At 62.9% G+C, this 24,289-nt stretch carries 23 protein-coding genes and 1 pseudogene; 17 read left to right on the plus strand and 7 right to left on the minus strand.

Features of this window, described 5'->3' with window-relative positions:
• The first annotated feature begins 10 nt into the window (after window positions 1–10).
• Window positions 11–2,431, plus strand: coding sequence for a dipeptide ABC transporter ATP-binding protein (locus NKH78_RS11125; protein ID WP_352740672.1), 2,421 nt, complete (start codon window positions 11–13; stop codon window positions 2,429–2,431).
• Between the two features lie 14 nt (window positions 2,432–2,445).
• On the opposite strand, the gene NKH78_RS11130 is transcribed toward NKH78_RS11125, so the two are convergent.
• A complete protein-coding gene (locus NKH78_RS11130; protein ID WP_352740674.1) occupies window positions 2,446–3,036 on the minus strand; it encodes a transglycosylase SLT domain-containing protein in 591 nt (196 codons plus the stop codon).
• Between the two features lie 215 nt (window positions 3,037–3,251).
• Between NKH78_RS11130 and NKH78_RS11135 the strand changes: the two genes are divergently transcribed.
• The gene (locus tag NKH78_RS11135) at window positions 3,252–4,790 is read left to right on the plus strand and encodes a trimethylamine methyltransferase family protein (protein ID WP_352703411.1); all 1,539 of its coding nucleotides are present in this window, start codon (window positions 3,252–3,254) and stop codon (window positions 4,788–4,790) included.
• Between the two features lie 79 nt (window positions 4,791–4,869).
• Window positions 4,870–7,305 (plus strand): GcvT family protein, encoded by a 2,436-nt coding sequence (locus NKH78_RS11140; protein ID WP_352703413.1) that lies wholly within the window; start codon window positions 4,870–4,872, stop codon window positions 7,303–7,305.
• A 105-nt stretch (window positions 7,306–7,410) separates the two neighbouring features.
• Here the strand turns inward: NKH78_RS11140 and NKH78_RS11145 are convergent, their stop codons facing one another.
• A complete protein-coding gene (locus NKH78_RS11145) occupies window positions 7,411–7,803 on the minus strand; it encodes a DoxX family protein (RefSeq protein ID WP_352882895.1) in 393 nt (130 codons plus the stop codon).
• 156 nt (window positions 7,804–7,959) lie between these two features.
• Window positions 7,960–8,736 (minus strand): VOC family protein, encoded by a 777-nt coding sequence (locus tag NKH78_RS11150; RefSeq protein WP_352503183.1) that lies wholly within the window; start codon window positions 8,734–8,736, stop codon window positions 7,960–7,962.
• Between the two features lie 173 nt (window positions 8,737–8,909).
• Between NKH78_RS11150 and NKH78_RS11155 the strand changes: the two are divergent.
• The 6 genes and pseudogenes from NKH78_RS11155 to NKH78_RS11180 all read left to right on the plus strand — a co-directional run.
• Window positions 8,910–9,032: pseudogene (locus NKH78_RS11155) on the plus strand (gamma-glutamylcyclotransferase); the annotation flags it as partial.
• 215 nt (window positions 9,033–9,247) lie between these two features.
• Complete coding sequence (locus tag NKH78_RS11160) at window positions 9,248–10,612, plus strand: NAD(P)-dependent oxidoreductase (protein ID WP_352882897.1); 1,365 nt, start codon at window positions 9,248–9,250, stop codon at window positions 10,610–10,612.
• Window positions 10,613–10,614: 2 nt separating this feature from the next.
• Window positions 10,615–11,928: an NAD-dependent dihydropyrimidine dehydrogenase subunit PreA gene (preA, locus tag NKH78_RS11165; protein WP_352882899.1), complete on the plus strand. Its 1,314-nt coding sequence runs from the start codon at window positions 10,615–10,617 to the stop codon at window positions 11,926–11,928.
• Window positions 11,929–12,028: 100 nt separating this feature from the next.
• Window positions 12,029–12,547 (plus strand): RrF2 family transcriptional regulator, encoded by a 519-nt coding sequence (locus NKH78_RS11170; RefSeq protein ID WP_352819135.1) that lies wholly within the window; start codon window positions 12,029–12,031, stop codon window positions 12,545–12,547.
• 13 nt (window positions 12,548–12,560) lie between these two features.
• A complete protein-coding gene (locus NKH78_RS11175) occupies window positions 12,561–13,019 on the plus strand; it encodes a carboxymuconolactone decarboxylase family protein (RefSeq protein WP_352505556.1) in 459 nt (152 codons plus the stop codon).
• Window positions 13,020–13,080: 61 nt separating this feature from the next.
• Window positions 13,081–13,458: a DoxX family protein gene (locus tag NKH78_RS11180; RefSeq protein ID WP_352882901.1), complete on the plus strand. Its 378-nt coding sequence runs from the start codon at window positions 13,081–13,083 to the stop codon at window positions 13,456–13,458.
• Window positions 13,459–13,481: 23 nt separating this feature from the next.
• On the opposite strand, the gene NKH78_RS11185 is transcribed toward NKH78_RS11180, so the two are convergent.
• Both NKH78_RS11185 and NKH78_RS11190 read right to left on the minus strand, forming a co-directional pair.
• The gene (locus tag NKH78_RS11185) at window positions 13,482–14,204 is read right to left on the minus strand and encodes an SDR family oxidoreductase (RefSeq protein ID WP_352831254.1); all 723 of its coding nucleotides are present in this window, start codon (window positions 14,202–14,204) and stop codon (window positions 13,482–13,484) included.
• Window positions 14,201–15,052 (minus strand): SDR family NAD(P)-dependent oxidoreductase, encoded by an 852-nt coding sequence (locus NKH78_RS11190; RefSeq protein WP_352882903.1) that lies wholly within the window; start codon window positions 15,050–15,052, stop codon window positions 14,201–14,203. Before NKH78_RS11190 ends, NKH78_RS11185 begins: the two co-directional genes overlap by 4 nt.
• A gap of 105 nt (window positions 15,053–15,157) precedes the next feature.
• Between NKH78_RS11190 and NKH78_RS11195 the strand changes: the two genes are divergently transcribed.
• A complete protein-coding gene (locus tag NKH78_RS11195; protein WP_352882905.1) occupies window positions 15,158–16,030 on the plus strand; it encodes a helix-turn-helix transcriptional regulator in 873 nt (290 codons plus the stop codon).
• Between the two features lie 101 nt (window positions 16,031–16,131).
• Here NKH78_RS11195 and NKH78_RS11200 read toward each other — a convergent pair whose 3' ends face one another.
• On the minus strand, window positions 16,132–16,773 hold the full coding sequence (locus tag NKH78_RS11200; protein ID WP_352491100.1) for a TetR family transcriptional regulator C-terminal domain-containing protein: 642 nt from the start codon (window positions 16,771–16,773) through the stop codon (window positions 16,132–16,134).
• 243 nt (window positions 16,774–17,016) lie between these two features.
• On the opposite strand from NKH78_RS11200, the gene aptA reads away from it, so the two are divergent.
• From aptA to NKH78_RS11230, 6 genes are all read left to right on the plus strand, one after another.
• On the plus strand, window positions 17,017–18,345 hold the full coding sequence (aptA, locus tag NKH78_RS11205; RefSeq protein WP_352471500.1) for an omega-aminotransferase AptA: 1,329 nt from the start codon (window positions 17,017–17,019) through the stop codon (window positions 18,343–18,345).
• Window positions 18,346–18,484: 139 nt separating this feature from the next.
• Window positions 18,485–18,904: an endonuclease domain-containing protein gene (locus NKH78_RS11210; RefSeq protein WP_352740424.1), complete on the plus strand. Its 420-nt coding sequence runs from the start codon at window positions 18,485–18,487 to the stop codon at window positions 18,902–18,904.
• Between the two features lie 3 nt (window positions 18,905–18,907).
• On the plus strand, window positions 18,908–20,158 hold the full coding sequence (locus tag NKH78_RS11215; RefSeq protein ID WP_352882907.1) for a Zn-dependent hydrolase: 1,251 nt from the start codon (window positions 18,908–18,910) through the stop codon (window positions 20,156–20,158).
• Between the two features lie 244 nt (window positions 20,159–20,402).
• The gene (locus tag NKH78_RS11220) at window positions 20,403–20,783 is read left to right on the plus strand and encodes an endonuclease domain-containing protein (RefSeq protein WP_352740428.1); all 381 of its coding nucleotides are present in this window, start codon (window positions 20,403–20,405) and stop codon (window positions 20,781–20,783) included.
• A gap of 77 nt (window positions 20,784–20,860) precedes the next feature.
• Window positions 20,861–22,312, plus strand: coding sequence for a dihydropyrimidinase (gene hydA, locus NKH78_RS11225; RefSeq protein WP_352851542.1), 1,452 nt, complete (start codon window positions 20,861–20,863; stop codon window positions 22,310–22,312).
• Window positions 22,313–22,341: 29 nt separating this feature from the next.
• Window positions 22,342–22,683: a hypothetical protein gene (locus tag NKH78_RS11230; RefSeq protein WP_352471506.1), complete on the plus strand. Its 342-nt coding sequence runs from the start codon at window positions 22,342–22,344 to the stop codon at window positions 22,681–22,683.
• A gap of 35 nt (window positions 22,684–22,718) precedes the next feature.
• Here the strand turns inward: NKH78_RS11230 and NKH78_RS11235 are convergent, their stop codons facing one another.
• The gene (locus NKH78_RS11235) at window positions 22,719–23,123 is read right to left on the minus strand and encodes a cupin domain-containing protein (protein ID WP_023675871.1); all 405 of its coding nucleotides are present in this window, start codon (window positions 23,121–23,123) and stop codon (window positions 22,719–22,721) included.
• Between the two features lie 161 nt (window positions 23,124–23,284).
• On the opposite strand from NKH78_RS11235, the gene NKH78_RS11240 reads away from it, so the two are divergent.
• Window positions 23,285–24,076, plus strand: a complete 792-nt coding sequence (locus tag NKH78_RS11240) for an ABC transporter ATP-binding protein (protein ID WP_352471507.1) — start codon at window positions 23,285–23,287, stop codon at window positions 24,074–24,076.
• Window positions 24,077–24,289: the final 213 nt, after the last annotated feature.

The following is a 24,289-nucleotide window of genomic DNA, read 5'->3' on the forward strand; positions in this document are numbered from 1 at the left end:
GGAGCGACCCATGAATGAGGCAGTTCGAAATCCCGCCAAGCCGACCAATGGCCCGACCAATGGGCCGATCATCGAGATCGAGAACCTGTCGATCTCCTTCTTCACCCGCAAGGGCGAGATCCCGGCGGTCATGGATTTTTCCTGCACGGTCATGCCCGGCGAGGCAATGGGCATTGTCGGCGAATCCGGTTGCGGCAAGTCGACCGTGTCGCTCGGCATCATGCGCGACCTCTCCAACATCGGAAAGATCGTCGGCGGAAAGATCAAGTTCCAGGGCAAGGACATGGGAGAACTGTCCGACGAGGAACTGCGCGCCATCCGCGGCAACAAGATCGCGATGATCTACCAGGAGCCGATGGCCAGTCTGAACCCGGCAATGAAGGTCGGCCAGCAGCTGATGGAAGTGCCACTGATCCACGACAAGGTGTCGAAGGACGAAGCTTATAAACGCGCCTTGGAAATGGTGCGCGCGGTGAAGCTGCCGGATCCCGAACGCATGATGCGTTCCTATCCGCACCAGCTTTCGGGCGGCCAGCAGCAGCGCATCGTCATTGCCATGGCGCTGCTGTCGAAGCCGGCGCTGCTCCTGCTCGACGAGCCGACGACAGCGCTCGACGTGACGGTGGAAGCCGGCATCGTCGACCTGGTCAAGGGGCTGGGCGAGAAGTTCGGCACCTCGATGATCTTCGTATCGCACAATCTCGGGCTGATCCTGGAGACCTGCGACCGCATTACGGTGATGTATTCGGGCGAAGCGGTGGAGACCGGCAAGATCAAGGACGTCTTCGACCGGATGCGCCATCCCTACACGCAAGGCCTGTTCCGCTCGATCCCGCTGCCCGGCGCCGACAAGAATTCGCGGCCGCTGATCTCGATCCCGGGGCAGTTGCCGCTGCCGCACGAGCGGCCGAAGGGCTGCAATTTCGGCCCGCGCTGCCACCATTTCGTCGAGGGCGTCTGCAACGCCGCCGAAATTCCGATGATCGCGGTCGAAGGCCATGACGGGCATTTCTCGCGCTGTGTGCGCTTCAACGAGATCGACTGGGAGGCGCTGCCACCCGGCGCCAAGAAGGTCAACGAGCGGGTGGTGCCCGGTGCGCCGGTGCTCCAGATCGAAGACCTCCGGAAGTACTACAAGGTCGGCGGCAGCGAAGTGTTCGGCTCGAGCGAGGGCCGTGTCGTCAAGGCCAATGAGACGATCTCGTTCATGGCGCGCGAATCCGAGACCGTCGCTATCGTCGGCGAATCCGGCTGCGGAAAATCGACCCTGGCCAAGGTGCTGCTCGGCCTCGAAACGGCAAGCTCCGGCCGCGTCAAGCTCGGCAATAAGGAGATCCAGTCGACCGGGATCGAGAAGCGCAGCGTCGACACGGTGTCATCGATCCAGATGGTGTTCCAAAATCCGTTCGACACGCTCAATCCCAGCCATTCGGTCGGTTCGCAGATCATCCGTACGCTGGAAAAGTTCAATGTCGGCGACACGGTGGCCGACCGCCGCAAGCGGATGCTGGAATTGCTCGACCTGGTGAAGCTGCCGAGGGCGTTCGAGTCGCGCAAGCCGCGCCAGCTTTCAGGCGGCCAGAAACAGCGCATCGGCGTTGCGCGTGCCTTTGCCGGCGACGCCAAGGTGGTGGTGGCCGACGAGCCGGTCTCGGCACTGGATGTGTCGGTCCAGGCCGCGGTGACCGAGCTCTTGATGGACATCCAGCGCAAGAACAGGACGACGATGCTGTTCATCAGCCACGATCTGTCGGTGGTGCGCTACATCGCCGACCGCGTCGTCGTCATGTATCTCGGCTATATCGTTGAGCAAGGCACGACCGACCAGATATTCGCGCCGCCCTATCACCCCTATACCGAGGCATTGCTGTCGGCGATCCCGATCGCCGACACAAGCGTGGTCAAGAAGCACATCGTGCTGGAGGGCGACATCCCTTCGGCGATGAACCCGCCGTCCGGCTGTCCGTTCCAGACGCGCTGCGGCTACAAGACACTGGTGCCGGACAACCTTTGCGAAACCACGGTGCCGCCAGTCAAAAATCTCGGCGACGGCCATATGAGCTTGTGCTGGCTGTCCGACGACGTGCTGGCGAAAATGGAGCCGGTGATCAAATTCGACAAGGAGCACGCCGCGAATGAGGGCGTGCCGGATGATGCAAACCACGGTGTTGGCCCGGGCTTTGCCGGAGATCCGCCCAAGCGCCCGCATGGCAAGACTGGCAGCGTTGAAGCCGATGCCGAGGGCCAGGCAGTGGAGAATGCCGAAGCGGTCGCCAAAGCCCGCCGTCACGAGGTTCGCGACGAGGTTTCAGAGACCGGCACCTCAAGCTCTGCCGACAGCCCGGTGGCACCAATCATGCCGCCGACTGTCGGCGACGGCCGCCAGGCCGAGGACGCCACGCGCAAGCCGCGCAAACCCAAGGGCGGCTGAGAGCCGTTAATAGGCTAGGGCGCGCATTGCCGTAGCTGCGCGGCGTAGTCCTGCGCCATCTGTTCGGTGGCATGCGCATAGCGCTGCACGTCGGCGTCGCCGCGATTGCCGCGCTTATAGGCATTCCAGCCGAGATAGTAGGCGAGATACAGATTGTAGGTGTCGTTGCGGGCGACGCCGAGGGTCTCGGCGGTCTTGGAATGGTACCAGCCGACGAAATCGACGGCATCGGCAAAGCGGGTGCGGCGCGCCGCCCAGCTGCCGGTCTCGTTCTGGTATTGCGCCCAGGTGCCGTCGAGCGCCTGCGAGAAGCCGGTGGCGCTGGAGATATGTTTCCAGGGAATGAAGCCCAGCAGCTTGGTGCGCGGCGGCCTGGCGTTGCTCTTGAAGCCGGACTCCTTGCGCACCGTCGCCATCAGCACGGGAACCGGCACACCGTATTTCTGCTCGGCGCGTTGTGCCGCCGCCTGCCAATTGTCGAACCAGCCGTCATTCTGGTCGAAAACGGCGCAGACATCGTTGATGTGGTTCGGCGGCGTCGCGCAGGCCGAAAGCGTCAGCGGCACGGCAATCGCTACAATTTTACTAAAACTCGACCTACGCATCGGAAGAGCATTAGGCCGAAAACATAAAAGGAATCTTGCGGCGTTTCTTAACGCTCGCCATCTCTGCCGGCCAGCGGATCAATTGTCGATATTTCGACCTGTTTCGTCGCTTTCATAGTGGATGACTGCCAAGAATGCCGCCTTGGCTAAAATCACGCCCGCAAATGGCGGATTTCTGACAGCTCGATCCTCGTGCCGGCGCTTTGATGCGCCGCATGATCGAACCAAGACGCAAGCGCGGCGCCGAGCGAACCAGCAACAGGGGACCGACCGCCATCCCGCAACTGCCGCTCAGGCGGGTGACAAACCCTTATCCGCCGATGGCGATGCTCTCGGCCGACCAGATCGAGGCGATCCACCAGGCGTCGATGCATATCTTGGAGAATTTCGGCATCGAGGTGATGAGCCCGCGGGCGCTGTCGCTGTTCGAGAAGGCCGGGGCCAAGGTCGATCATGCCACGATGAACGTCCGCATCGATCGCGGCATGGTCGAGGAAGCGCTGAAGACGACACAGTCCAGCTATATGCTTACGCCGCGCAATCCCGCCCATGCCGTCCACCTCGGCGGCAACACCATCAACTTCACCCTCGTCGCCGGGCCGCCGAATGTGCACGACATGGAGCGCGGCCGCCGTGCCGGCAATTTGCGCGATTATTCCGACCTCGTCCGGCTGGCGCAGCATTTCAACTGCATCCACATGCTAGGCAACCAGGTCTGCGCGCCGGTAGAACTGCCGGCGAATTCCCGTCATCTCGACACCTATTTCGCCAATCTGACACTGACCGACAAAAGCTTTCACGTCTCGGCCATCGGCCGCGGCAGGGCGCTCGACGGCATCGAGATGATGGCAATCGCGCGCGGACTGACGCTTGACGAGATGCGCGACGATCCCGGCGTCACCACCATCATCTCGGTCAATTCGCCGCGCCGCTTCGACGAGATGATGGCCGAGGGGCTGATGACCATGGCCGAGTTCGGCCAGTCGGTCGCGGTAACACCGTTCACACTGATGGGGGCGATGAGCCCGGTGACGCTTGCCGGCGCGCTCGCCCAGCAGAATGCCGAGGCGCTGTTCGGCGTGGTGCTGACGCAGCTCGTCCGCCCCGGCGCGCCGGTGATGTATGGCGCCTTCACCTCCAATGTCGATATGAAATCGGGAGCGCCGGCGTTCGGCACGCCTGAAAACACCAAGGCGAATATCGCGTCCGGACAGTTGGCGCGGCGTTACAACCTGCCTTATCGCACAACGCCGGGCTCGGCTTCCAATGCCGCCGACGCGCAAGGCGCCTATGAGACGCTGATGGCGCTGTGGGGCGCGGTGCTCGGCCATGGCAACCTCGTCTACCATGCCGCCGGCTGGCAAGAGGGCGGACTGACAGCGTCGTTCGAAAAGTTCATCATCGATGTCGAGATGATCCAGCACATGATGGAGTTTTTGCGCCCGATCGAGGTCAACGAGGCCGAGCTTGCTGTCGAGGCTCTGGGTGCGGTTCCGACCGGCGGCCACTTCTTCGGCGAGCCGCACACGCTGGAGCGCTACGCCACAGCCTTCTACCAGCCGATGCTGTCCAACTGGCAAAATTTCGAGGCCTGGCAGGAGGCTGGCGGGCTCGATGCCACGGCGCGGGCGACGCGGCTGTGGAAGAAGGCGCTGGAGGACTATGTCGAGCCGGTGATGGAAATCTCCAGGCGCGAAGCGCTGGAGGCATACGTGGCCAAGCGCAAGGAAGCGATCGGGCAAAGCGAGCCGTGATGATCGAAGGCTCGCGCTCGTGGGGCTCCTCCCCGAATTCATCGTTCCCATCCAACTCGTTGACGTCAGAGAGAATCCCATGAAATCGCATGCAAAGGTCGTGGTTATCGGCGGTGGCGTTGTCGGGTGCTCCGTGCTGTTCCATCTGGCCCGTCACGGCTGGACCGACATCGTGCTCCTGGAGCGCAATGAATTGACCTCCGGCTCGACCTGGCACGCCGCCGGCGGCATGCACACCATCAATGGCGATCCCAATGTCGCCAAGCTGCAGAAATACACAATCTCGCTCTACAAGGAGATCGAGGAACTGTCCGGCCAGGCGACCGGCGTGCATCTGACTGGCGGCGTCTTGCTGGCGGCGACCGAGGCGCGCCTCGACTGGCTGCGCGGCGTCGTCGCCAAGGGCCGCTATCTCGGCATCGAGCTCGAGGAGATATCGCCTGATGAGGCGGCCGAGCTGATGCCGTTGCTCGACCCCAAGCAGTTCGTCGGCGCCGTTCGCAACAAGGAGGACGGTCATCTCGACCCCTCCGGCGTCACCCACGCCTACGCCAAGGCCGCGAGGAAGCTTGGTGCCGAGGTCGAGCGTTTCACCAAGGTCGAGGACATCGTGCGGCGCGCCGACGGGTTGTGGCGTGTCATCACCAACAAGGGTGAGGTGGTGGCCGAGCATGTCGTCAACGCCGGCGGCCTGTGGGCGCGTGAGGTCGGCCGCATGGTCGGGCTGGAGCTGCCGGTGCTGGCGATGGAGCACATGTACCTGATCACCGAGGACATGCCGGAAGTCGCCGCCTGGAACCAGAAGACTGGTACGGAGATCATCCATGCAGTCGATTTCGACGGCGAGCTGTATCTGCGCCAGGAGCGCGGCGGCATGCTGATGGGCACTTACGAAAAGGCCAACAAGCCATGGTCCGAGTTCCAGACGCCATGGAGTTTCGGCCACGAACTGCTCGAACCCGACATCGACCGCATCGCACCGTCGCTGGAGGTCGGGTTCCGGCATTTCCCGGCGTTCCAGAACACCGGCATCAAGCAGATCATCAACGGACCCTTCACCTTTGCGCCGGACGGCAATCCGCTGGTCGGGCCGGTGCGCGGCCTGCCGGGGTTCTGGGTGGCCTGTGGTGTCATGGCGGGGTTCTCGCAGGGCGGCGGCGTCGGGCTGGCGCTGTCGAACTGGATGATCGAAGGCGATCCCGGCGCGGATATCTGGGCGATGGACGTTTCGCGCTACGGCGACTGGGCCACAATGGCCTACACCAACGCCAAGGTGCGCGAAAACTATTCGCGGCGGTTTTCGATCCGCTTCCCAAACGAGGAATTACCGGCCGGCCGGCCGCTCAAGACGACACCGGTCTACGATCTGTTGTCGGCGAAGGGCTCGCAATGGGGGGTCGCCTATGGGCTGGAGGTGCCGCTGTGGTACGCGCCCGAAGGGGTCAAGGACGAATTCTCCTGGCGCCGCTCGAGTGATTTCGAGCATGTCGCGAAAGAAGTGGAGACGGTTCGGCAAGGCGTTGGTCTGTCGGAAATCTCGTCATTCGCCAAATACAGGGTAACCGGCGAGGGCGCTGCGGCCTGGCTCGACCGCTTGCTTGCCTGCAAGCTGCCGAAATCCGGCCGCATGACGCTGGCGCCGATGCTGAAGGAAGACGGCAGGCTGATCGGCGATTTCACGCTGGCCAATCTCGGCAATTCTAAAAGTGACGATTGGTTCCTGGCAGGCTCCGGCGTCGCCGAGCAGTACCATATGCGCTGGTTCGAAGCGCATCTGCCGGAGGACGGCTCTGTCAGCATCGAGGCGCTGGGAGCAAAACTCACCGGCTTATCGATCGCCGGGCCGAGCGCGCGGAAGCTTCTTGAAAAGGTCACACGATCTGACGTGTCGAATACGGCCTTTCCATTCATGGCCATCAGCAGGATGGATATCGGCATGGCGCCGTGCCTGGTCGGGCGCGTCAGCTACACCGGCGACCTCGGCTACGAAATCTGGGTGGCGCCGGAATATCAGCGTGCCGCCTATCAGGCGCTGATGGCGGCGGGCGAGGAATTCGGCATCGGCCTGTTCGGCTCGCGCGCGCTCAATGCGCTGCGGCTCGAGAAGAATTACGGCTCATGGGCGCGCGAATACCGGCCGATCTATGGGCCGCTGGAGGCCGGCCTCGACCGCTTCGTCGCCTACGGCAAGCAGGCCGATTTCATCGGCAAGCAGGCGGCGCTGGCCGAGCGCAAGCAAGGCGGCAGACTGCGGCTGCGGGCCTTTGTCGTCGATGCTGCCGATGCCGACGTCATCGGCGACGAGCCAATCTGGTATGGCGGCGCCGTGCGCGGCTGGGTCACGTCCGGCGGCTACGCACATCATTCCAAAAAATCTGTCGCCATCGGTTATGTGCCGAAAGAGATCGCCGACGAGGCCTACGGTTTCGAGATTGAGCTTCTGGGCAAACGCCACGCCGCGCGCATGCAGCCGACCCCGCTGTTCGACGCGAATTTCGAACGGATGAGAGGGTGAGGAACCGGTTCGCACAGCGAATTCGCCGTGCCGGTGGCACGGCGAAAGGTTCCGAACGCCGGGGAGCTGCCGGAGGCAGCGGGCCCACGGCCGGGAGACGGTCAATTACGAAACCCGGCGGTTATCCAGCGCCAGGGCGCCGGCGCCGGCGAACACCAGATAGAGGAAGATGAAGCAGAACGATATTGCCGCATCGCCGCCATTGTTGACCGGGAAGAAGCTCTGCGGCATGTGCGCCATGAAATAGGCGATCGCCATCTCGCCGCTGAGAAGGAATGCCACCGGCCTGGTGAAAAGCCCCAATACCAGCAGGATGCCGCCTCCGAATTCCAGGATGGCCGCGGTCAGCGATAGCGCGCTCAGGGCGCCGGCATGGTCGCCGACGGGGAAATTGAACAGTTTCTGGGTGCCGTGCTCAATGAACTGCAGCGCCGTCATGATGCGCAAGGCGGCAAGGGCGAACGGTTGATATCCGGCGAGGCCTTCGAAAAGCTTCATCTACGACTCCATTTTCACCTAGCCCGGCCATAGGTCATCGCCAAAGGCCGGACCATTCACATAGTCCGGCCTTCATTCAACTGTCGGTGAGTGAGTCGTGAGGCGTGCTGCAGCCTTGGGGCCGCACGATGGCGGCCCCGCAATTGGCGCGGCCTGTTACCGCGTCGGTGCCATTAGCGCGAAATGGGCGCCTTGCGGATCCGTGCACTGTACGATCCAGCTGCCGCCGGGGACCTCCATCGGACCCATCAGGATCTTGCCGCCATTGTCGGTGACGCGCTTGGCTGCCGCGTCGATGCCGGGCACGTTGAAATAGAACTGCCAGACCGGCGCCGGGATCTGCTCGGGCTTGTTCATCATGCCGCCAACGAGCTCGCCGCCGAAGGCGAAAAGCTGGTAGACGCCCATCGGACCCATATCCATGGCGTCGCCCTTCTCCCAGCCGAACTGGCTGGAATAGAAATCGAACGCCGCCTTCCAGTCTGACGTGTAGAGCTCATGCCAGCCGATGTTGCCGGGGGTCGCCAACGGTAGCGGCGGCTGGTCGGGGCCGCTGGGCTGCAGGAAGTTGAACATCGCGCCTTGCGGGTCTGCAACGACGGCGAAGCGGCCGACGCCAGGAATGTCGTCGGGCTCGCGGTGAACCGCGCCACCAGCCTTCTTGAGGGAGGCCGTTGCGGCATCGATGTCCCTGGTGAGGATATAACCGACCCAGGCCGGCGGCATGCCCATCTTGCGCGCGTCATCGGGCAGCGTCATCATCCCGCCGACGCCGCGCTCGCCGACATTCATGACGATATAGCGCGGCATGCCCTGGGCCCCTTCGAAAGGCTGCCCCCTCCAGCCCACCACGGAGGTGTAAAACGCCTCGGCGGCGTCGAGATCGGTGGTCATCAGCTCGTACCAGAAGAAGGGCATGGGGGACTGTGGCATTGTCGTGCTCCTTGCGGTTTGTACATCGATCATGCGCGATCCATTCTAGGACGATCTTCACGACGAAAATCCGACAGCCAACCAAAAAAGATGACGGCAAATTGGAAATGTTACCGGGTTGCGCGCCCTGCGGTTTTCGACTTTGCTCGCAGTCAACGAGGGGTCGTTGATCCATGCGCCGGATGTCGCTCACTTCCGAACTTGTCGCGCTGTGCCATCGGGAGGAGGCCGATCCCGGCCCCGATGGCAGCTGGACGCAGCTGACGGACGAAGACTTCAGGGCCCTTTGCCTTCGGTGATCAAAACCAACGCTAAGCTTACCAGGCTGACCACTCAGTCCAGCAACGGCAGTGCCGCTATGGCCAAGCTTCCCTGTCGGCGGCTTTGGTAACATGAGTACACTTGTCATGTTTATTCGTGGCTTTCCAGCAGTTTGCGCCGAAAATTGACCAATTGATAAAAAAACAAAACGTGCTAGCCTTCCCCAAAACAAGAACATGGGGAACTGACGATGCCAGAAGGCCAGTTCAAGCAAGGCATTGCCGGCGGGCGGCTCTCGCCGGACCAATATGCCGACAATTTCGCCGACCTGCACCCGCCACTCGATCATCACGAGGCGCTGGTCGAGTCCGACCGCTGCTATTTCTGCTATGACGCGCCGTGCATGAATGCGTGTCCGACCTCGATCGACATCCCGCTGTTCATCCGCCAGATTTCGACCGGCAATCCGATCGGTTCGGCCAAGACGATTTTCGATCAGAACATTTTGGGCGGTATGTGCGCCCGCGTCTGCCCGACCGAGACGTTGTGCGAAGAGGTCTGCGTGCGGGAGGTGGCCGAAGGCAAGCCGGTGCAGATTGGTCGCCTTCAGCGCTACGCCACCGATGTCGCCATGGCCGAAAACAAGCAGTTCTACAACCGCTCCGAACCGACCGGCAAAACGGTCGCCGTGGTCGGCGCCGGACCGGCCGGGCTTGCCGCCGCGCATCGGCTTGCCCGCCACGGCCACGACGTGACCATCCTGGAAGCCCGCCCGAAGCCCGGCGGCCTCAATGAGTACGGTATCGCCGCCTATAAGAGCGTCGACAATTTTGCCCAGGCCGAAGTCGACTATGTCACGTCGATCGGCGGCATCGACATCCAGAACGGCAAGGCGCTCGGCCGTGATTACCAGCTGTCGGACCTGACCAGGAATTACGATGCGGTGTTCCTCGGCATGGGGCTTGCCGGCGTCAATGCCTTGCGAGCGGATGGCGAGGAGGCGCAAGGCGTCAGCAATGCCGTCGAGTTCATTGCCGAGCTTCGTCAGGCCAGCGATCTGGCCAGCCTGCCGGTCGGCCGGCGTGTTGTCGTCATCGGCGGCGGCATGACGGCGATCGACGCGGCGGTGCAGTCGAAGCTGCTCGGAGCCGAAGAGGTGACGATCTGCTATCGGCGCGGCCCGGAGCACATGAATGCCTCCGAATTCGAGCAGGATCTGGCTGCCGCCAACGGCGTCATCATCCGGCACTGGTTGCAGCCGAAGCGGGTCATTGCCGATGCCGGCAAGGTGTCGGCGATCGAGCTCGAATACACCGCGATGGACGGCGACAGGCTCGTCGGCACCGGCGAGCGGCTGACGCTCGTCTCCGATCAGGTGTTCAAGGCGATCGGCCAGAGCTTTGTCCCGGCTGCGCTCAACGGCAGCGGTGCGGAGGTCGCGCTGGAAGCCGGCCGCATCAAGGTCGATGCGGAAGGGCGCACCTCGCTGGCCAATGTCTGGGCTGGCGGCGACTGCATTTTCGGCGGCGACGACCTGACAGTCTCGGCCGTCGCACAAGGCCGCGACGCGGCGGAAAGCATTCATCGGGCACTGACCTCGAACGGGAGGGCATGAGCATGGCAGACATCCGCAACAATTTCGTCGGCATCAAGTCGCCGAACCCGTTCTGGCTGGCTTCGGCGCCGCCGACCGACAAGGCCTATAATGTCATTCGCGCCTTCAAGGCGGGCTGGGGCGGCGTGGTATGGAAGACGCTCGGCGAAGAGGGCCCGCCGGTGGTCAACGTCAACGGTCCGCGCTACGGCGCGATCTGGGGCGCCGACCGTCGTCTGCTCGGCCTCAACAACATCGAGCTGATCACCGACCGCGACCTGCAGGTCAATCTGCGCGAGATCAAGCAGGTCAAGATGGACTGGCCCGACCGGGCGATCGTCGTCTCGCTGATGGTGCCTTGCGAGGAGCATGCCTGGAAGGCCATCCTGCCGGTAGTCGAGGAGACCGGCGCTGACGGCATCGAACTCAATTTCGGCTGCCCGCATGGCATGTCGGAACGCGGCATGGGTGCGGCGGTCGGCCAGGTGCCGGAGTACATCGAATTGGTGGTGCGCTGGTGCAAGGCCAACACCCGCATGCCTGTCATCACCAAGCTGACGCCCAACATCACCGACATACGCAAGCCGGCACGAGCTGCGCTTGCCGGCGGCACCGACGCGGTGTCGCTGATCAACACCATCAATTCGATCACCGGCGTCAATCTCGACAATTTCGCACCGGAGCCGACGATTGACGGCAAAGGTTCGCATGGCGGCTATTGCGGTCCGGCGGTGAAGCCGATCGCCATGAACATGGTGGCCGAGATCGCGCGCGATCCGGAAACGCATGGCCTGCCGATCTCCGGTATCGGCGGCATCACCACCTGGCGCGACGCCGCCGAATTCATGGCGCTCGGCGCCGGCAATGTGCAGGTGTGCACGGCGGCGATGACCTACGGCTTCAAGATCGTGCAGGAGATGATCGCCGGCCTGGAAAACTGGATGGACGAGAAGGGCCATGCCACGCTCGACGACATCGTTGGCCGTGCCACGCCCAACGTCACCGACTGGCAGTATCTCAACCTCAACTACGTCGCCAAGGCGCGTATCGACCAGGATGCCTGCATCAAATGCGGCCGCTGCCACATCGCCTGCGAGGACACCTCGCACCAGGCGATCACCGCAATCGTCGACGGCGTCAGGCATTTCGAGGTGATCGAGGCCGAATGCGTCGGCTGCAATCTCTGCGTCAATGTCTGCCCGGTCGAGAACTGCATCACCATGGAGCCACTGGCGGTTGGCGCGATCGATGAGCGCACTGGTAGGCCAGTGTCGCCGATCTATGCCAACTGGACGACGCATCCCAACAATCCGATGGCCAAGGTGGCGGCGGAATAGCATTGCGAAAAAAGCGGCGTCCATGGGCGCCGCTTTTTGACTTTCCAATTGCGGATAAAAGATATCCAAGATAATCTATATCCATGAACAGGAGAGCGAAATGAAGCTGGGCGAAGGCGTCGAAGCGGCCATCCACTGCGCCGCGATGCTCGCCGGCGTTGATGGCGCCGCGACCTTGCCAGGTGCTGCCATGGCCGAAGCGTTCGGGCTGTCGCCGAGCTATCTGCTTAAGCATCTCAACGCGCTGACTGCGTCCGGCATTCTGGAATCAGTGCCGGGGCCGTCCGGCGGCTACCGGCTGGCGCGGCCGGCGGAACGCATAACGCTGCTCGATATCGTGCTGGCCGTCGAGGGGCGTGAACCGGCGTTCCGCTGCGCCGAAATCCGCCAGCGCGGCCCAGCGAAGCTCAATGCCTCGGTCTATGTCAAACCCTGCGGCATCAACGTAGCCATGCTGAAGGCCGAGCGTGCCTATCGCGCCGCGCTCGCCGACGCCCGGCTGTCCGACATCGTTGCAGAATACACCGCCGATGCCGATCCCCGTTCGGTCGCCGCGAACTGCGCCTTCGTCGAGCGCCATCGGCGGCCGCAGAAATCAGGTTCAACCAAGCAAGCATGAAAGGCTACAGACGATGAAACAGAGGCTGCAATTTTTCGGCGCGGCGCCGGAGATCATGAAGGCGGTGTCGGCGCTCAACAAGGCAGTCGACGAATGCGGGCTCGAAAAAAGCCTGTTGCATCTGATCAAGCTCAGGGCGTCGCAGATCAACGGCTGCTCGTATTGCGTCGAGATGCATAGCCGCGAAGCGCGCCGCGACGGCGAAAGCGAGCAGCGGCTCTATCTCGTCTCCGCCTGGAAGGAATCGCCGCTGTTTTCAGAGCGCGAACGCGCGGCCTTGGCCTGGACCGACGCGCTGACCAGGATTGCCGACAACGGTGTGTCGGACGAACTCTATGCAAGGACGCTCGAATATTTCTCGGAAGAGGAGCTGGTCAAGCTCTCGGTTGCGCTCGGCATGATCAACACCTGGAACCGGCTTTGCGTTCCGTTTCATGCAATCCATCCGATGCCAGCAGTCTTGGCCGCCTGAGCATGGACCAGGCGCGCGGCCTTCCGCCGCGCGCCTCTTTTCTGCCCGAGGACCCGACAGCATGTTTTCAAACTTTGATAGTGACATCCTATTCGCCGCCCGCCTGCTGCTTGGCGGCGCCTTTGTCTTTGCCGGCCTGCGCAACATTCAGAACGCGGCGTTGGTGAGCCAATTGATGACGACGCGCGGCGTGCCGCAGGCACGGCTGGTTCTTTGGCTGGGGATCGTCCTGCAAATCATTGCCGGAGCGCTGGTGATCGCGGGCATCTGGACCGCTCCGGCGGCGGCATGCCTGATCCTGTTCCTGATCGTCGCCACGCCGATGTTCCATAACTTCTGGGATCATCAGGGGCCTGAGCGCGCGTCCCGCATCAACGGCTTTGTCGGCAACGTCGCGCTGGCCGGAGGATTTCTGGCGCTGATCGCGCAGTCGCTTTGACACGCCTCGTGGAGGCAGCCGCCTTACGCCGCATACCGCAAGCCGCCGTCGCAGGTCAGCACCTGGCCGGTGACGAAGCTGTTCGAGACCAGGAACGCAATTGCCTCGGCGACGTCCTCGGCGCGGCCGATACGGCCGACCGGTGTCTTGCCGGCATAATCGGCAAACACCGCATGGCGCTGTTCATCGGGTAAAAAGTCCCACCAGGGCGTGTCGATGACGCCTGGCGCCACGACATTGACGCGTAACGGCTTCAGCTCCATTGCCAGGATCGGCACCACGGTCAGCAGCATGCCGTTGACGGCGGCGATGCCGGCGACACCCGGCGCCGACAATTGCGCCGACACTGCCGAGATGAAAGTCACCGAGCCGCTCTTGTTCAGCGTCGGCAAGGCGGCCTGCAGGCAGGAGAGCTGTGGCCGGACCTTCTCGTCGACGCCGCCGCCGATATCGGTCAAGTCAAGTGTTTCGAACGGGCCGAGCCCCTTGCCGCCGCTGGCGGCCAGCACCAGGTGATCGAAAGGCCCGAGTTCGTTGAAGAACCGGCGAACCTCGTCCGGCTTCGCGGCATCGAAGGCAGCTTTTTCGACCGCGCCGCCAAGGCTTTGCCATGCGTTGTCGAGCCTTTCCCGGTTGCGCCCGGTGATCGTCACCTTCATGCCCGGGCCAAGCAGCTTTTTCGCGGTGGCGAGGCCGATGCCGGAGGAGCCGCCGACGATCACGGCGTGCTGCGTTTTCTCGGTCATGAATTTTCTTTCTTCGATGTTGCGGAAACGGGTGCGAGCCCGACAAGGCCGAGACTCAATTCGCGCAACTGCTGCCTCGCCTTCACGTCATAGGCTTGCGCATCGGCACGGGATTCTCTCTGGCCGTCGAAATAGAGGCCGCTTCGCCCTTCGAGCGCCGGCGATGTGGCGAGATTGATGATGGCTTCGGCACCGGTTTCGACCGAACTCCAGGGTGTGACGCCCGCCTGCCGCACCATCGTGGTGTTCATGTAGCTTGCCGGATGCAGGCTGTTGACCGTGACGCCGGTGCCGTTCAGCTGCTCCGCCAGATCGATGGTGAACATGATCTGCGCCAGCTTGCTCTGGCAGTAGGCACGAACGCCGTCGTAGGAGCGGGTCAGCATGACATCCCTGAAGTCGATCGCCCGTTGCCCGGCCGAGGCGACATTGATGATGCGCGCCGGCGCGCTGGCCTTGAGCAGTGGCAGCAGCTCCGTGGTGAGCAGGAAACCGGCGAGGTAGTTGACGGCAAAGCGCAGCTCGTAGCCGTCGGCGCTGACCTGCCGTTTCGCGTTGGGGCCGGCGGTGCCAACGCCGGCATTGTTGATGAGGATATCGAGCCGCTTGGTCCTGGCGCGGACGGCTTCGGCGAGGCGGCGGACCTCGGCCAGGGAGGAGAGATCGGCGACAAGAAGCTCGGCCTTGCCGCCGGCGGCTTCGATCTCGGTCACGATCGCCTTGCCCCTTGTCGCGTCGCGGCCATGCACCAGGATGCCGGCGCCGCCGGCGCCGAGCCGTTGCGCGACAACGCGGCCGACGCCGTCGGTTGAGCCGGTAATCAGGATCGTCTTGTCTTTCAGTTCCATGTTCAGAGCCTCCATGTCATCGCTCTGAGCAGAAAGATGGGGCACCAGACGCATGCCAAACAGTTCAAACTTTATCCTGGTATCGGTACTGCTATAATAGCGCCGATGGATTCCACCACGCATTCTGCCGAAGGCAGCCGTCGCCGCGAGCTTGGCGCCTTTCTGCGTTCGCGGCGCGAAAGGCTGACGCCATCGGCCACGGGCATCTCGACCGGCCTGCGCCGGCGCACACCCGGGCTGCGCCGCGAGGAGGTGGCGATGATCGCCGGCGTTAGCACGACCTGGTACACCTGGCTGGAGCAGGGCCGCGACGTTCGGCCGTCGGTGGAAGTGCTGACGGCGCTCAGCCGGGCGCTGCGCCTGGACACGGCCGAGCAACGGCATCTGTTCATTCTTGCCGGCCGGCCGCAGCCGGAGCGTCGCGTCGACGCGCCGGAAAAAGTCGATAGCCCGTTGCTGCACATGCTGCAGAGCCTGGTCCTGCAGCCGGCCTATGTCCTTGGGCGGCGCTGGGACGTGCTGGCCTGGAATTCTGCTGCGGCAGCCGTGTTCGGCGACTATGGCCTGCTGGAGGGCGATGCCCGCAACATCGTCCATATGGTTTTCACCAGCCCGCAGCATCGGCGCCTGCTCGTTGATTGGGAGGAACTGGCACGTGCCGTGCTGGCGTCATTCCGGGCAGAAAGCGCCAGATATGTCGGCGATCCGGATTTCGAGCGGCTGATCGCGCTGATGACGCGCTCGAGCCCGGAGTTTCGCGCCTGGTGGCCGCTACGCGACGTGGCCCGTAACCTGTCGGGTGTAAAGCATGTCAGGCATCCGACAGCGGGTGCCATGGCGTTCGAGCATATGAGCCTGTCGATCGACGACGGCTCGGACATGAAGCTGATCGTCTACACGCCGCTCGCCGAGCAGAACTCGATCGCCAAGCTGCAGAAGCTGCTCGATGCGCTGCCGGCCGAGCGGCGCAGCGCGTGAGCCCAGCTTCGTCATCCTGGGGTCTGCGCTGCGTCGCTCCGCTCCTTGCTGCGCCCCAGGATGACGAAGCAATGGGGGAGGTTTGCGACAGCCGAGCTGCCTCAGCCCTTCGGCTTCAGCCCGTCGATGAACAGCTGCTCGAGAAACCTTGCGGCATCCTCGAAGCGGCCGTCGCCGCCGCGGTCGGGGCCGAGCACGGCGCGGACCTGGACGTCGAAATCGGCATAATGCTGGGTCGTCGCCCAGATCGAGAAGATCAGGTGCCAGGGGTCGGTGCGGGCAATCTTGCCGGCGCGCATCCAGCCCTTGATGACGTTGGCTTTCTCGTCGACCAACGTCTTCAACTCGCCTTCCAGCATCGGCATGATGCGCGGCGCGCCCTGCAGGATCTCGTTGGCGAACAGGCGGCTCTCGCGCGGGAAATCGCGCGCCATTTCGAGCTTGCGCCTGATGTAGCTGCGCAGTTCGGTCAAGGGGTCGCCGATATCGTCGAGTTCGCGCAGCGGCGCCAGCCAGGTGTCGAGAAGCCGCTGCATCAGCGTCTTGTGGATGTCCTCCTTGCGGCGGAAATAATAGAGCAGGTTCGGCTTCGACATGCCGGCGGCTTCAGCGATCTGGTCGATGGTCGAGCCGCGAAAACCGTTGGTCGAGAAGACTTCGAGCGCCGCCTCGAGGATGAGCTCGCGCTTTTCCAGCTGGATGCGGGTGCGGCGAGGAGCGGAGCTTTCGACCGCCCCCGTCACCCCGAAAAACTTTCGCCGCGAGGAGTGTCTGGACCAATTCTCTGGACCAGTTTTTCCTCGCCCTGTGGAGCGCACTTCGAAAGCCGCATTTCCGCTAGTAATCCCTTGACCGCTGATAAGGCGGTGCTAACGTTTGTCCAACCGGTCAAAAATTTGCGTAGCACGAAAACGTCGCGAAGACCAAGCGTTGGTAAGACCAAGCGTTAGCCGCACCGAAACAGGTTACAAGGGGAAGTCTTGGTCATGTCCAACCGGCTGAAAGTCACGCCGAACGATCTCAGCGCATTCTGGATGCCGTTCACGGCAAACCGGCAGTTCAAGCAGGCGCCGCGCATGATGGTGTCGGCCAAGGACATGCATTACACGACCAGCGACGGGCGCAAGGTTCTCGACGGCACTGCCGGCCTGTGGTGCGTCAATGCCGGCCACTGCCGCCCGAAGATCACCGAGGCGATCCAGAGCCAGGCGGCCGAGCTCGACTATGCGCCGGCGTTCCAGATGGGCCATCCGATCGTGTTCGAGCTGGCGAACCGGCTGGTCGACATCGCGCCGAAGGGCATGGACCATGTGTTCTTCACGAATTCCGGCTCGGAATCGGTCGAGACCGCGCTGAAGATGGCGATCGCCTATCACCGCGCCAAAGGCGAGGGCTCGCGCACCCGTCTGATCGGCCGCGAACGCGGCTATCACGGCGTCAATTTCGGCGGCATCTCCGTCGGCGGCATTGTCACCAACCGCAAGATGTTCGGCACGCTGCTCGGCGGCGTCGATCACATGCCCCACACGCATCTGCCGGAAAAGAACTCTTTCACCAAGGGCGTGCCGGAGCATGGCGCGGAACTGGCGAACGAGCTGGAGCGCATCGTCGCCTTGCACGACGCCTCGACCATCGCCGCCGTCATCGTCGAGCCGGTTGCCGGTTCCACCGGCGTCATCCTGCCGCCGAAGGGCTATTTGCAGAAGCTTCGCGAGATCTGCACCAAGCACGGCATCTTGCTGATCTTCGACGAAGTCATCACCGGTTTCGGCCGTCTCGGTACGCCGTTTGCCGCCGACTATTTCGGCGTCACGCCGGATATCATGACCACGGCGAAGGGCGTCTCCAACGGCGTCATCCCGATGGGCGCGGTGTTCGTGAAGAAGGAAATCCACGACGCCTTCATGACCGGCCCCGAGCACATGATCGAGTTCTTCCACGGCTACACCTATTCGGGCAATCCGATCGCCTGCGCGGCAGCGCTGGGCACGCTTGACACCTACAAGGAAGAAGGGCTGCTGACGCGCGGCGAGGAACTGGCGCCGTACTGGGAGGACGCGCTGCACTCGCTGAAGGGCGAGCCGAACGTCATCGATATCAGAAACATCGGCCTGATCGGCGCGATCGAGCTGGCGCCGATCGCCGGCCAGCCAACGAAGCGGGCCTTCTCGGCTTTCGTCAAGGCGTTCGAGCGCGGTGCATTGATCCGCACCACCGGCGACATCATCGCGCTGTCACCGCCGCTGATCATCACCAAAGGCCAGATCAACGAATTGATCGACCATGTGCGCGAAGTGCTGAGGGCGGTGGATTGAAGAACCGGGCGCGGATATCCCTCCCCCTTGAGGGGAGGGTGGCCGCGAAGCGGCCGGGTGGGGTCGGTGCGGCAGTGCGCCGACCTGATCTTTTGCTGCGAGGTCGTTTTTGATGCCCCGTACCCGTGTGAGCTTCGAAATGCGCCAAAAGGCACGGGCGCTGCGAGTTCACGCGACCAAGGGCGAATCCCTGCTTTGGTATGAACTGCGCGAGCTGAAATCGGCCGGCATCAAGTTCCGGCGCCAGTGCCCCATCGGACCGTATATCGTCGACTTCGCTTGCCTCGCTGTAAAGCTGGTGGTGGAAGTGGATGGCGACTTGCACGAACAGGAGAAGGGCAAACGGCACGACGCCGTCCGTGATGCCTATCTGCGATCGCTTGGGTTCGATATCTTTCGCGTCGATGAGCCCGATGTCATAAACAGCGCTTGGCATGTCGCACAGGTGGTCAAGGAGAAGGTCGCGCGCATGTCAGCCGACCCCACCCGACCGCTTCGCGGCCACCCTCCCCTCGAGGGGGAGGGGGAGGCTGGCGTGCCGCAACCGATGAGGTTTTAGAATATGGCCGCCCCCGGCGAGAATCTGCGGATCAATTCAGACCGTTTGTGGGATTCGATAATGGAGATGGCGAAGATCGGCCCCGGCATTGCCGGCGGCAATAATCGCCAGACTGTTACTGACGAGGACGGCGAAGGGCGGCATCTGTTCAAGCGCTGGTGCGATGAGGCGGGGCTCGAAATGGGCGTCGACGAGATGGGTACGATGTTTGCCCGTCGCGAAGGCACCGACCCCAGCCTGCCGCCGGTCTATGTCGGCAGCCATCTCGACACCCAGCCGACCGGCGGCAAGTATGACGGCGTGCTCGGCGTGCTCGGCGGCCTGGAGGTCGTGCGCTCGCTCAACGATCTCGGCATCAAGACCAAGCATCCGATCGTCGTCACCAACTGGACCAACGAGGAAGGCGCCCGCTTTGCGCCGGCGATGATGGCGTCCGGGGTATTCGCCGGCGTGCTCGACCAGGCCGACGTCTATTCACATGTCGACAAGGACGGCAAGAAATTCGGCGAGGAGCTCGAACGGATCGGCTGGAAGGGCACCGAGAAAGTCGGTGAGCGCAAGATCCACGCCTTCTTCGAATTGCATATCGAGCAGGGCCCGATCCTCGAGGACGAGGGCATCGACATCGGTGTCGTCACCCACGGCCAGGGACTGAAATGGCTGCAGGTGACGCTGACCGGCAAGGAGGCGCATACCGGCTCGACGCCGATGCCGAAGCGGCGCAATGCCGGGCTCGGCATGGCGCGGGTGATCGAATTGGTGCACGAGATCGCCATGGACTACCAACCCGACGCCGTCGGCGCGGTCGGCCATATGGAGGTCTATCCGAACTCGCGTAACATCATTGCCGGGCGCACCGTCTTCACTATCGACATCCGCTCGCCGGAAAAGGAGGTGCTGGACGCCATGGACGGCCGCATCCGCGACGGCATCGACACAATTTGCGACGCGCTCGACATCAAATATCAAATCGATCAGGTCGGCCATTTCGATCCGGTCACTTTCGACGCGGGCTGCGTCAAGGCTGTGCGGGATGCGGCGGAGCGCCTGGGATATACGCATCGCAACATCGTCTCGGGCGCCGGCCATGACGCCTGCTGGATCAACCGCGTCGCACCCACCGCAATGGTGATGTGCCCCTGTGTCGACGGGCTCAGCCACAACGAGGCCGAGGAAATCACCAAGGAATGGGCAGCGGCCGGCGCCGACGTGCTGTTTCATGCGGTGGTCGAGACGGCGGTGATTGTGGCGTGAGAGGTTTGGGCTGGACCAGATGGATTCTTGCGAAGAGGGACCCCCACCCTAACCCTCCCCACAAGGGGGAGGGAACTCCTGTCGGCGTTGATCTGCGGCAAATTACCAACGTTTCCAACGCCAAGGTCGTAAGTCGGATTGCGCGGCAGCATTCCCTCCCCCTTGTGGGGAGGGTTAGGGTGGGGGTCCCTCTTCGCAAAAAATTCTTATGCGATTTCTCTGCCTTTGCGGGAAGAGATTGAGGGTGGGGGTACTCGTCTTGGCACCGAGCGCCATCGATCCAGCCGCCATCAAGCGTGCAAGGATGCTGCGCCGGAACATGACGGAAGGCGAGCGCAAGCTCTGGTCTGAGTTGAAGGAGTTCCGTCGCCTCTATGGGCTGCATGCGAGAAAGCAGGCGCCGATCGGACCTTACGTCGCGGACTTCGTTTTGCATGAGAAGAACCTCGTGATCGAAGTGGACGGAGAGCATCACTTCACGCCTGAGCAAATGGAAAAGGATCGAATACGCGATGCATGGTTTGGCCGACAGGGCTATCGTGTGCTGCGGTTTTCGACAGGAGACTTGGCAAGTTCGTTCGATGGTTGCGTCGAGGAGATATTGCGGAAAGTTGGAGTGATGTAGAGACGGCTTCGATCCTGAACCGGTTTGATCAAGCAAGACGCTCACAAGAAGCGCGAAGAGAATAAGGGAACAAGAAAATGTCCAAAGTCATCAAGAATGGCACCATCGTCACCGCCGACCGGACGTGGAAGGCCGATGTGCTGTTCAAGCACGGCAAGATCATCGGCATCGGCTCGGATTTGCATGGCGACCATGAGTTCGACGCCAGCGGCTGCTATGTGATGCCGGGCGGCATCGACCCGCATACCCATCTCGAAATGCCGTTCATGGGCACCTATTCGGCCGACGACTTCGAATCCGGTACCCGCGCGGCCCTTGCCGGCGGCACGACCATGGTCGTCGATTTCTGCCTGCCGGCGCCGCAGCAATCACTGCTCGAGGCCCTGCAGATGTGGGACAACAAGACCTCGAAGGCGTCCTGCGACTATTCCTTCCACATGGCGATCACCTGGTGGGGCAAGCAGGTGTTCGACGAGATGGCCACCGTCGTCGACAGGGGCATTACCTCGTTCAAGCATTTCATGGCCTACAAGGGCGCGCTGATGGTCGATGACGACGAGCTCTATTCGTCGTTCCAGCGCTGTGCCGATCTTGGCGCGCTGCCGCTGGTCCATGCCGAGAATGGCGACGTGGTCGCGGCGCTGTCGCAGAAGCTGCTGGCGGCGGGCAACAGCGGCCCGGAGGGGCACGCCTATTCGCGCCCGCCTGAAGTCGAAGGCGAGGCGACCAACCGCGCCATCATGATCGCCGACATGGCCGGCGTGCCGCTCTACGTCGTGCATGTCTCCTGCGAGCAGGCGCACGAAGCCATCCGCCGGGCGCGCCAGAAAGGCATGCGGGTATTCGGCGAGCCGCTGATCCAGCACCTGACGCTGGACGAGAGCGAATATTTCAACAAGGACTGGGACCATGCGGCGCGCCGGGTGATGAGCCCGCCCTTCCGCAACAAACTGCACCAGGATTCGCTGTGGGCCGGCCTGCAGGCCGGGTCGCTGCAAGTGGTGGCGACCGACCATTGTGCCTTCACCACCAAACAGAAGCGCAACGGCGTCGGCGACTTCACCAAGATCCCGAACGGCACGGGCGGGCTCGAGGATCGTTTGCCGGTGCTGTGGACGACCGGCGTCAACACCGGCCGGCTGACGATGAACGAGTTCGTCGCGGTGACCTCGACCAACATCGCCAAGATCCTCAACATGTATCCGAAGAAGGGCGCCATCGTCGAAGGCGCGGACGCCGACATCATCGTCTGGGACCCGAAGCGCAAGAAGAAGATCACGGCCAAGAAGCAGCAGTCGGTGATCGACTACAATGTCTTCGAAGGTTTTGAGGTAACCGGCCTGCCGCGCTTCGTCTTCTCGCGCGGCGAACTGTCGATCGAGGAAAACGAGGTCAAGGCGAAGCCCGGCCATGGCGAGTTCGTCGCTCGCGAGCCGAACGCGGCGGTCAACCGGGCGCTGTCGACGTGGAAGGAAATTTCCGCGCCGCGCAAGGTGGAACGGACGGGCATTCCGGCGACGGGCGTTTGAGCTTGGCGAGCCACGGAGCGATTATCTCAATGGCCGCAGTGATCCTTGGCGCCGGGCCGGCGGCGGCTGACGTCCTTGCCGGCTCCTTTGGCAATGAGGTCGGTTGCGCTGGTGTACGGCTCGGTTATCAGGACAGCGACGATTATGTCGTGCTGACCGCCGACGGCGTCGAAACCTATGGCAGCGGCTGCCAGTTCGCACAGCGACTGACGACGGCGCCTGGCACCCTGTTGTTGAGCTCCACCTGTTTCGCCGAGGGCGAGAAGGGCACGACCACGGATGTCGTCAAGGTCATCAACAGAGGAGGGGACGGTTTCTTCGTGACCATTCCCGGCCTTGAGGAGATCGGGCCGCTGAAATCATGTTCGTGACGGTGCCGATGACGACCGCCGCCTCGATGCCGGCGTCAGGCGACCAACCCATCCAGTTCCGGCAGCAGGACGACGCTTTCCTGTTCGTTGGGATCGGTTCGGGCAATGACCGCCGAGGCGGGGCCGTCGCTCAGATTGGCCGGCAGATGCGGCACGCCGGGGGGAATATAGAAAAGATCGCCGGCCTTGACCACGATATGCTGTTCGAGCCGGTCGCCATACCAGGTATGGACTTCGCCGGAGAGCACATAGATCGCGGTTTCATGGTTTTCGTGCATATGCGCCTTGGCGCGGGCACCCGGCGGCATGGTCAGCAGATGCATGCAGATGCCGGACGAGCCGACTGTTTCGGCGGCGATACCGGCGAAATAACTCAGGCCCTGCTTGCCTTCATAAGAGCTTTCAGGGCGGATAAGATGGCAAGTCGGTTTGGGCGACATCGGGGCAACTCCGGGCGTCTATCTGATGGGACAAGGGCGCGTGGAACTGGGGCGCATAGAACTGGGGCGAGTAGGACTGGGCGAGTGGAAAGCAACATCTGGGTAAAATCAATGGGATTCCGGCCGGCGCCGCAGTGGCCGGAAGCGACAGGCTACGGCCGATGACGGGAGTATCCCCAGCCGTTGTTTCGGCAAGCAAGCTTGGCCTGACCTTCCAGACCAATGATGGTCCGGTACAGGCGCTGTCGAATGTCGACCTGACGATCGGCAAGGGGGAATTCGTGTCCTTCATCGGGCCCTCCGGCTGCGGCAAGACGACCTTGCTGCGCGTCATCGCCGATCTGGAGAAGCCGACATCGGGAGCCATCTCCGTCAACGGCATGACGCCCGAGCAGGCGCGCCAGAGCCGCGCCTATGGCTATGTCTTCCAGGCGGCCGCACTTTATCCGTGGCGCACCATCCAGCGCAATGTGGCACTGCCGCTGGAGATCATGGGCCTGTCCAGAGCGGAGCAGGCGGCGCGCATCAAGCGAACCCTCGACCTTGTCAATCTCAGCGGCTTCGAGAAGAAATACCCCTGGCAGCTTTCGGGCGGCATGCAGCAGCGCGCCTCGATCGCGCGGGCGCTCGCCTTCGACGCCGACCTTTTGTTGATGGACGAGCCGTTCGGCGCGCTGGACGAGATCGTGCGCGATCACCTCAACGAACAGCTGCTGGAGCTTTGGGAGCGCACCAACAAGACTATCTGCTTCGTCACCCATTCGATCCCCGAGGCGGTCTATCTGTCGACGCGCATCATCGTCATGTCGCCGCGCCCGGGGCGTGTCAGCGACGTCATAGAATCGACGCTGCCGAAAAAGCGACCGCTCGATATCCGCGAGACGCCGGAGTTCCTGGCCATCGCGGCACGCGTGCGCGACGGGCTGAGGGCAGGGCACAGCTATGATGATTGAGGCGGCGCGGAACGGGCTTGCGCGTTCGGAGGTGCATCGCCCTCGCGAGGGAGGCGCTAACCGTGCATTCGTCATCCTAGGGCGGAGCCGCCGCGAAGCGGCGTGCGCAGAGCCTAGGATCCATGCCGTGACGTCGGCCGAAACGCGCAAGCGGTCGAGAATAAGCGCCGGGCAAGCCAGCGCAAGCGCCGTTCCTTCCAGAGAGGGAGCTAT

Origin of the sequence: Mesorhizobium sp. M0910 (genome assembly GCF_040319465.1) — a bacterium.
Taxonomy (GTDB): Bacteria; Pseudomonadota; Alphaproteobacteria; order Rhizobiales; family Rhizobiaceae; genus Mesorhizobium.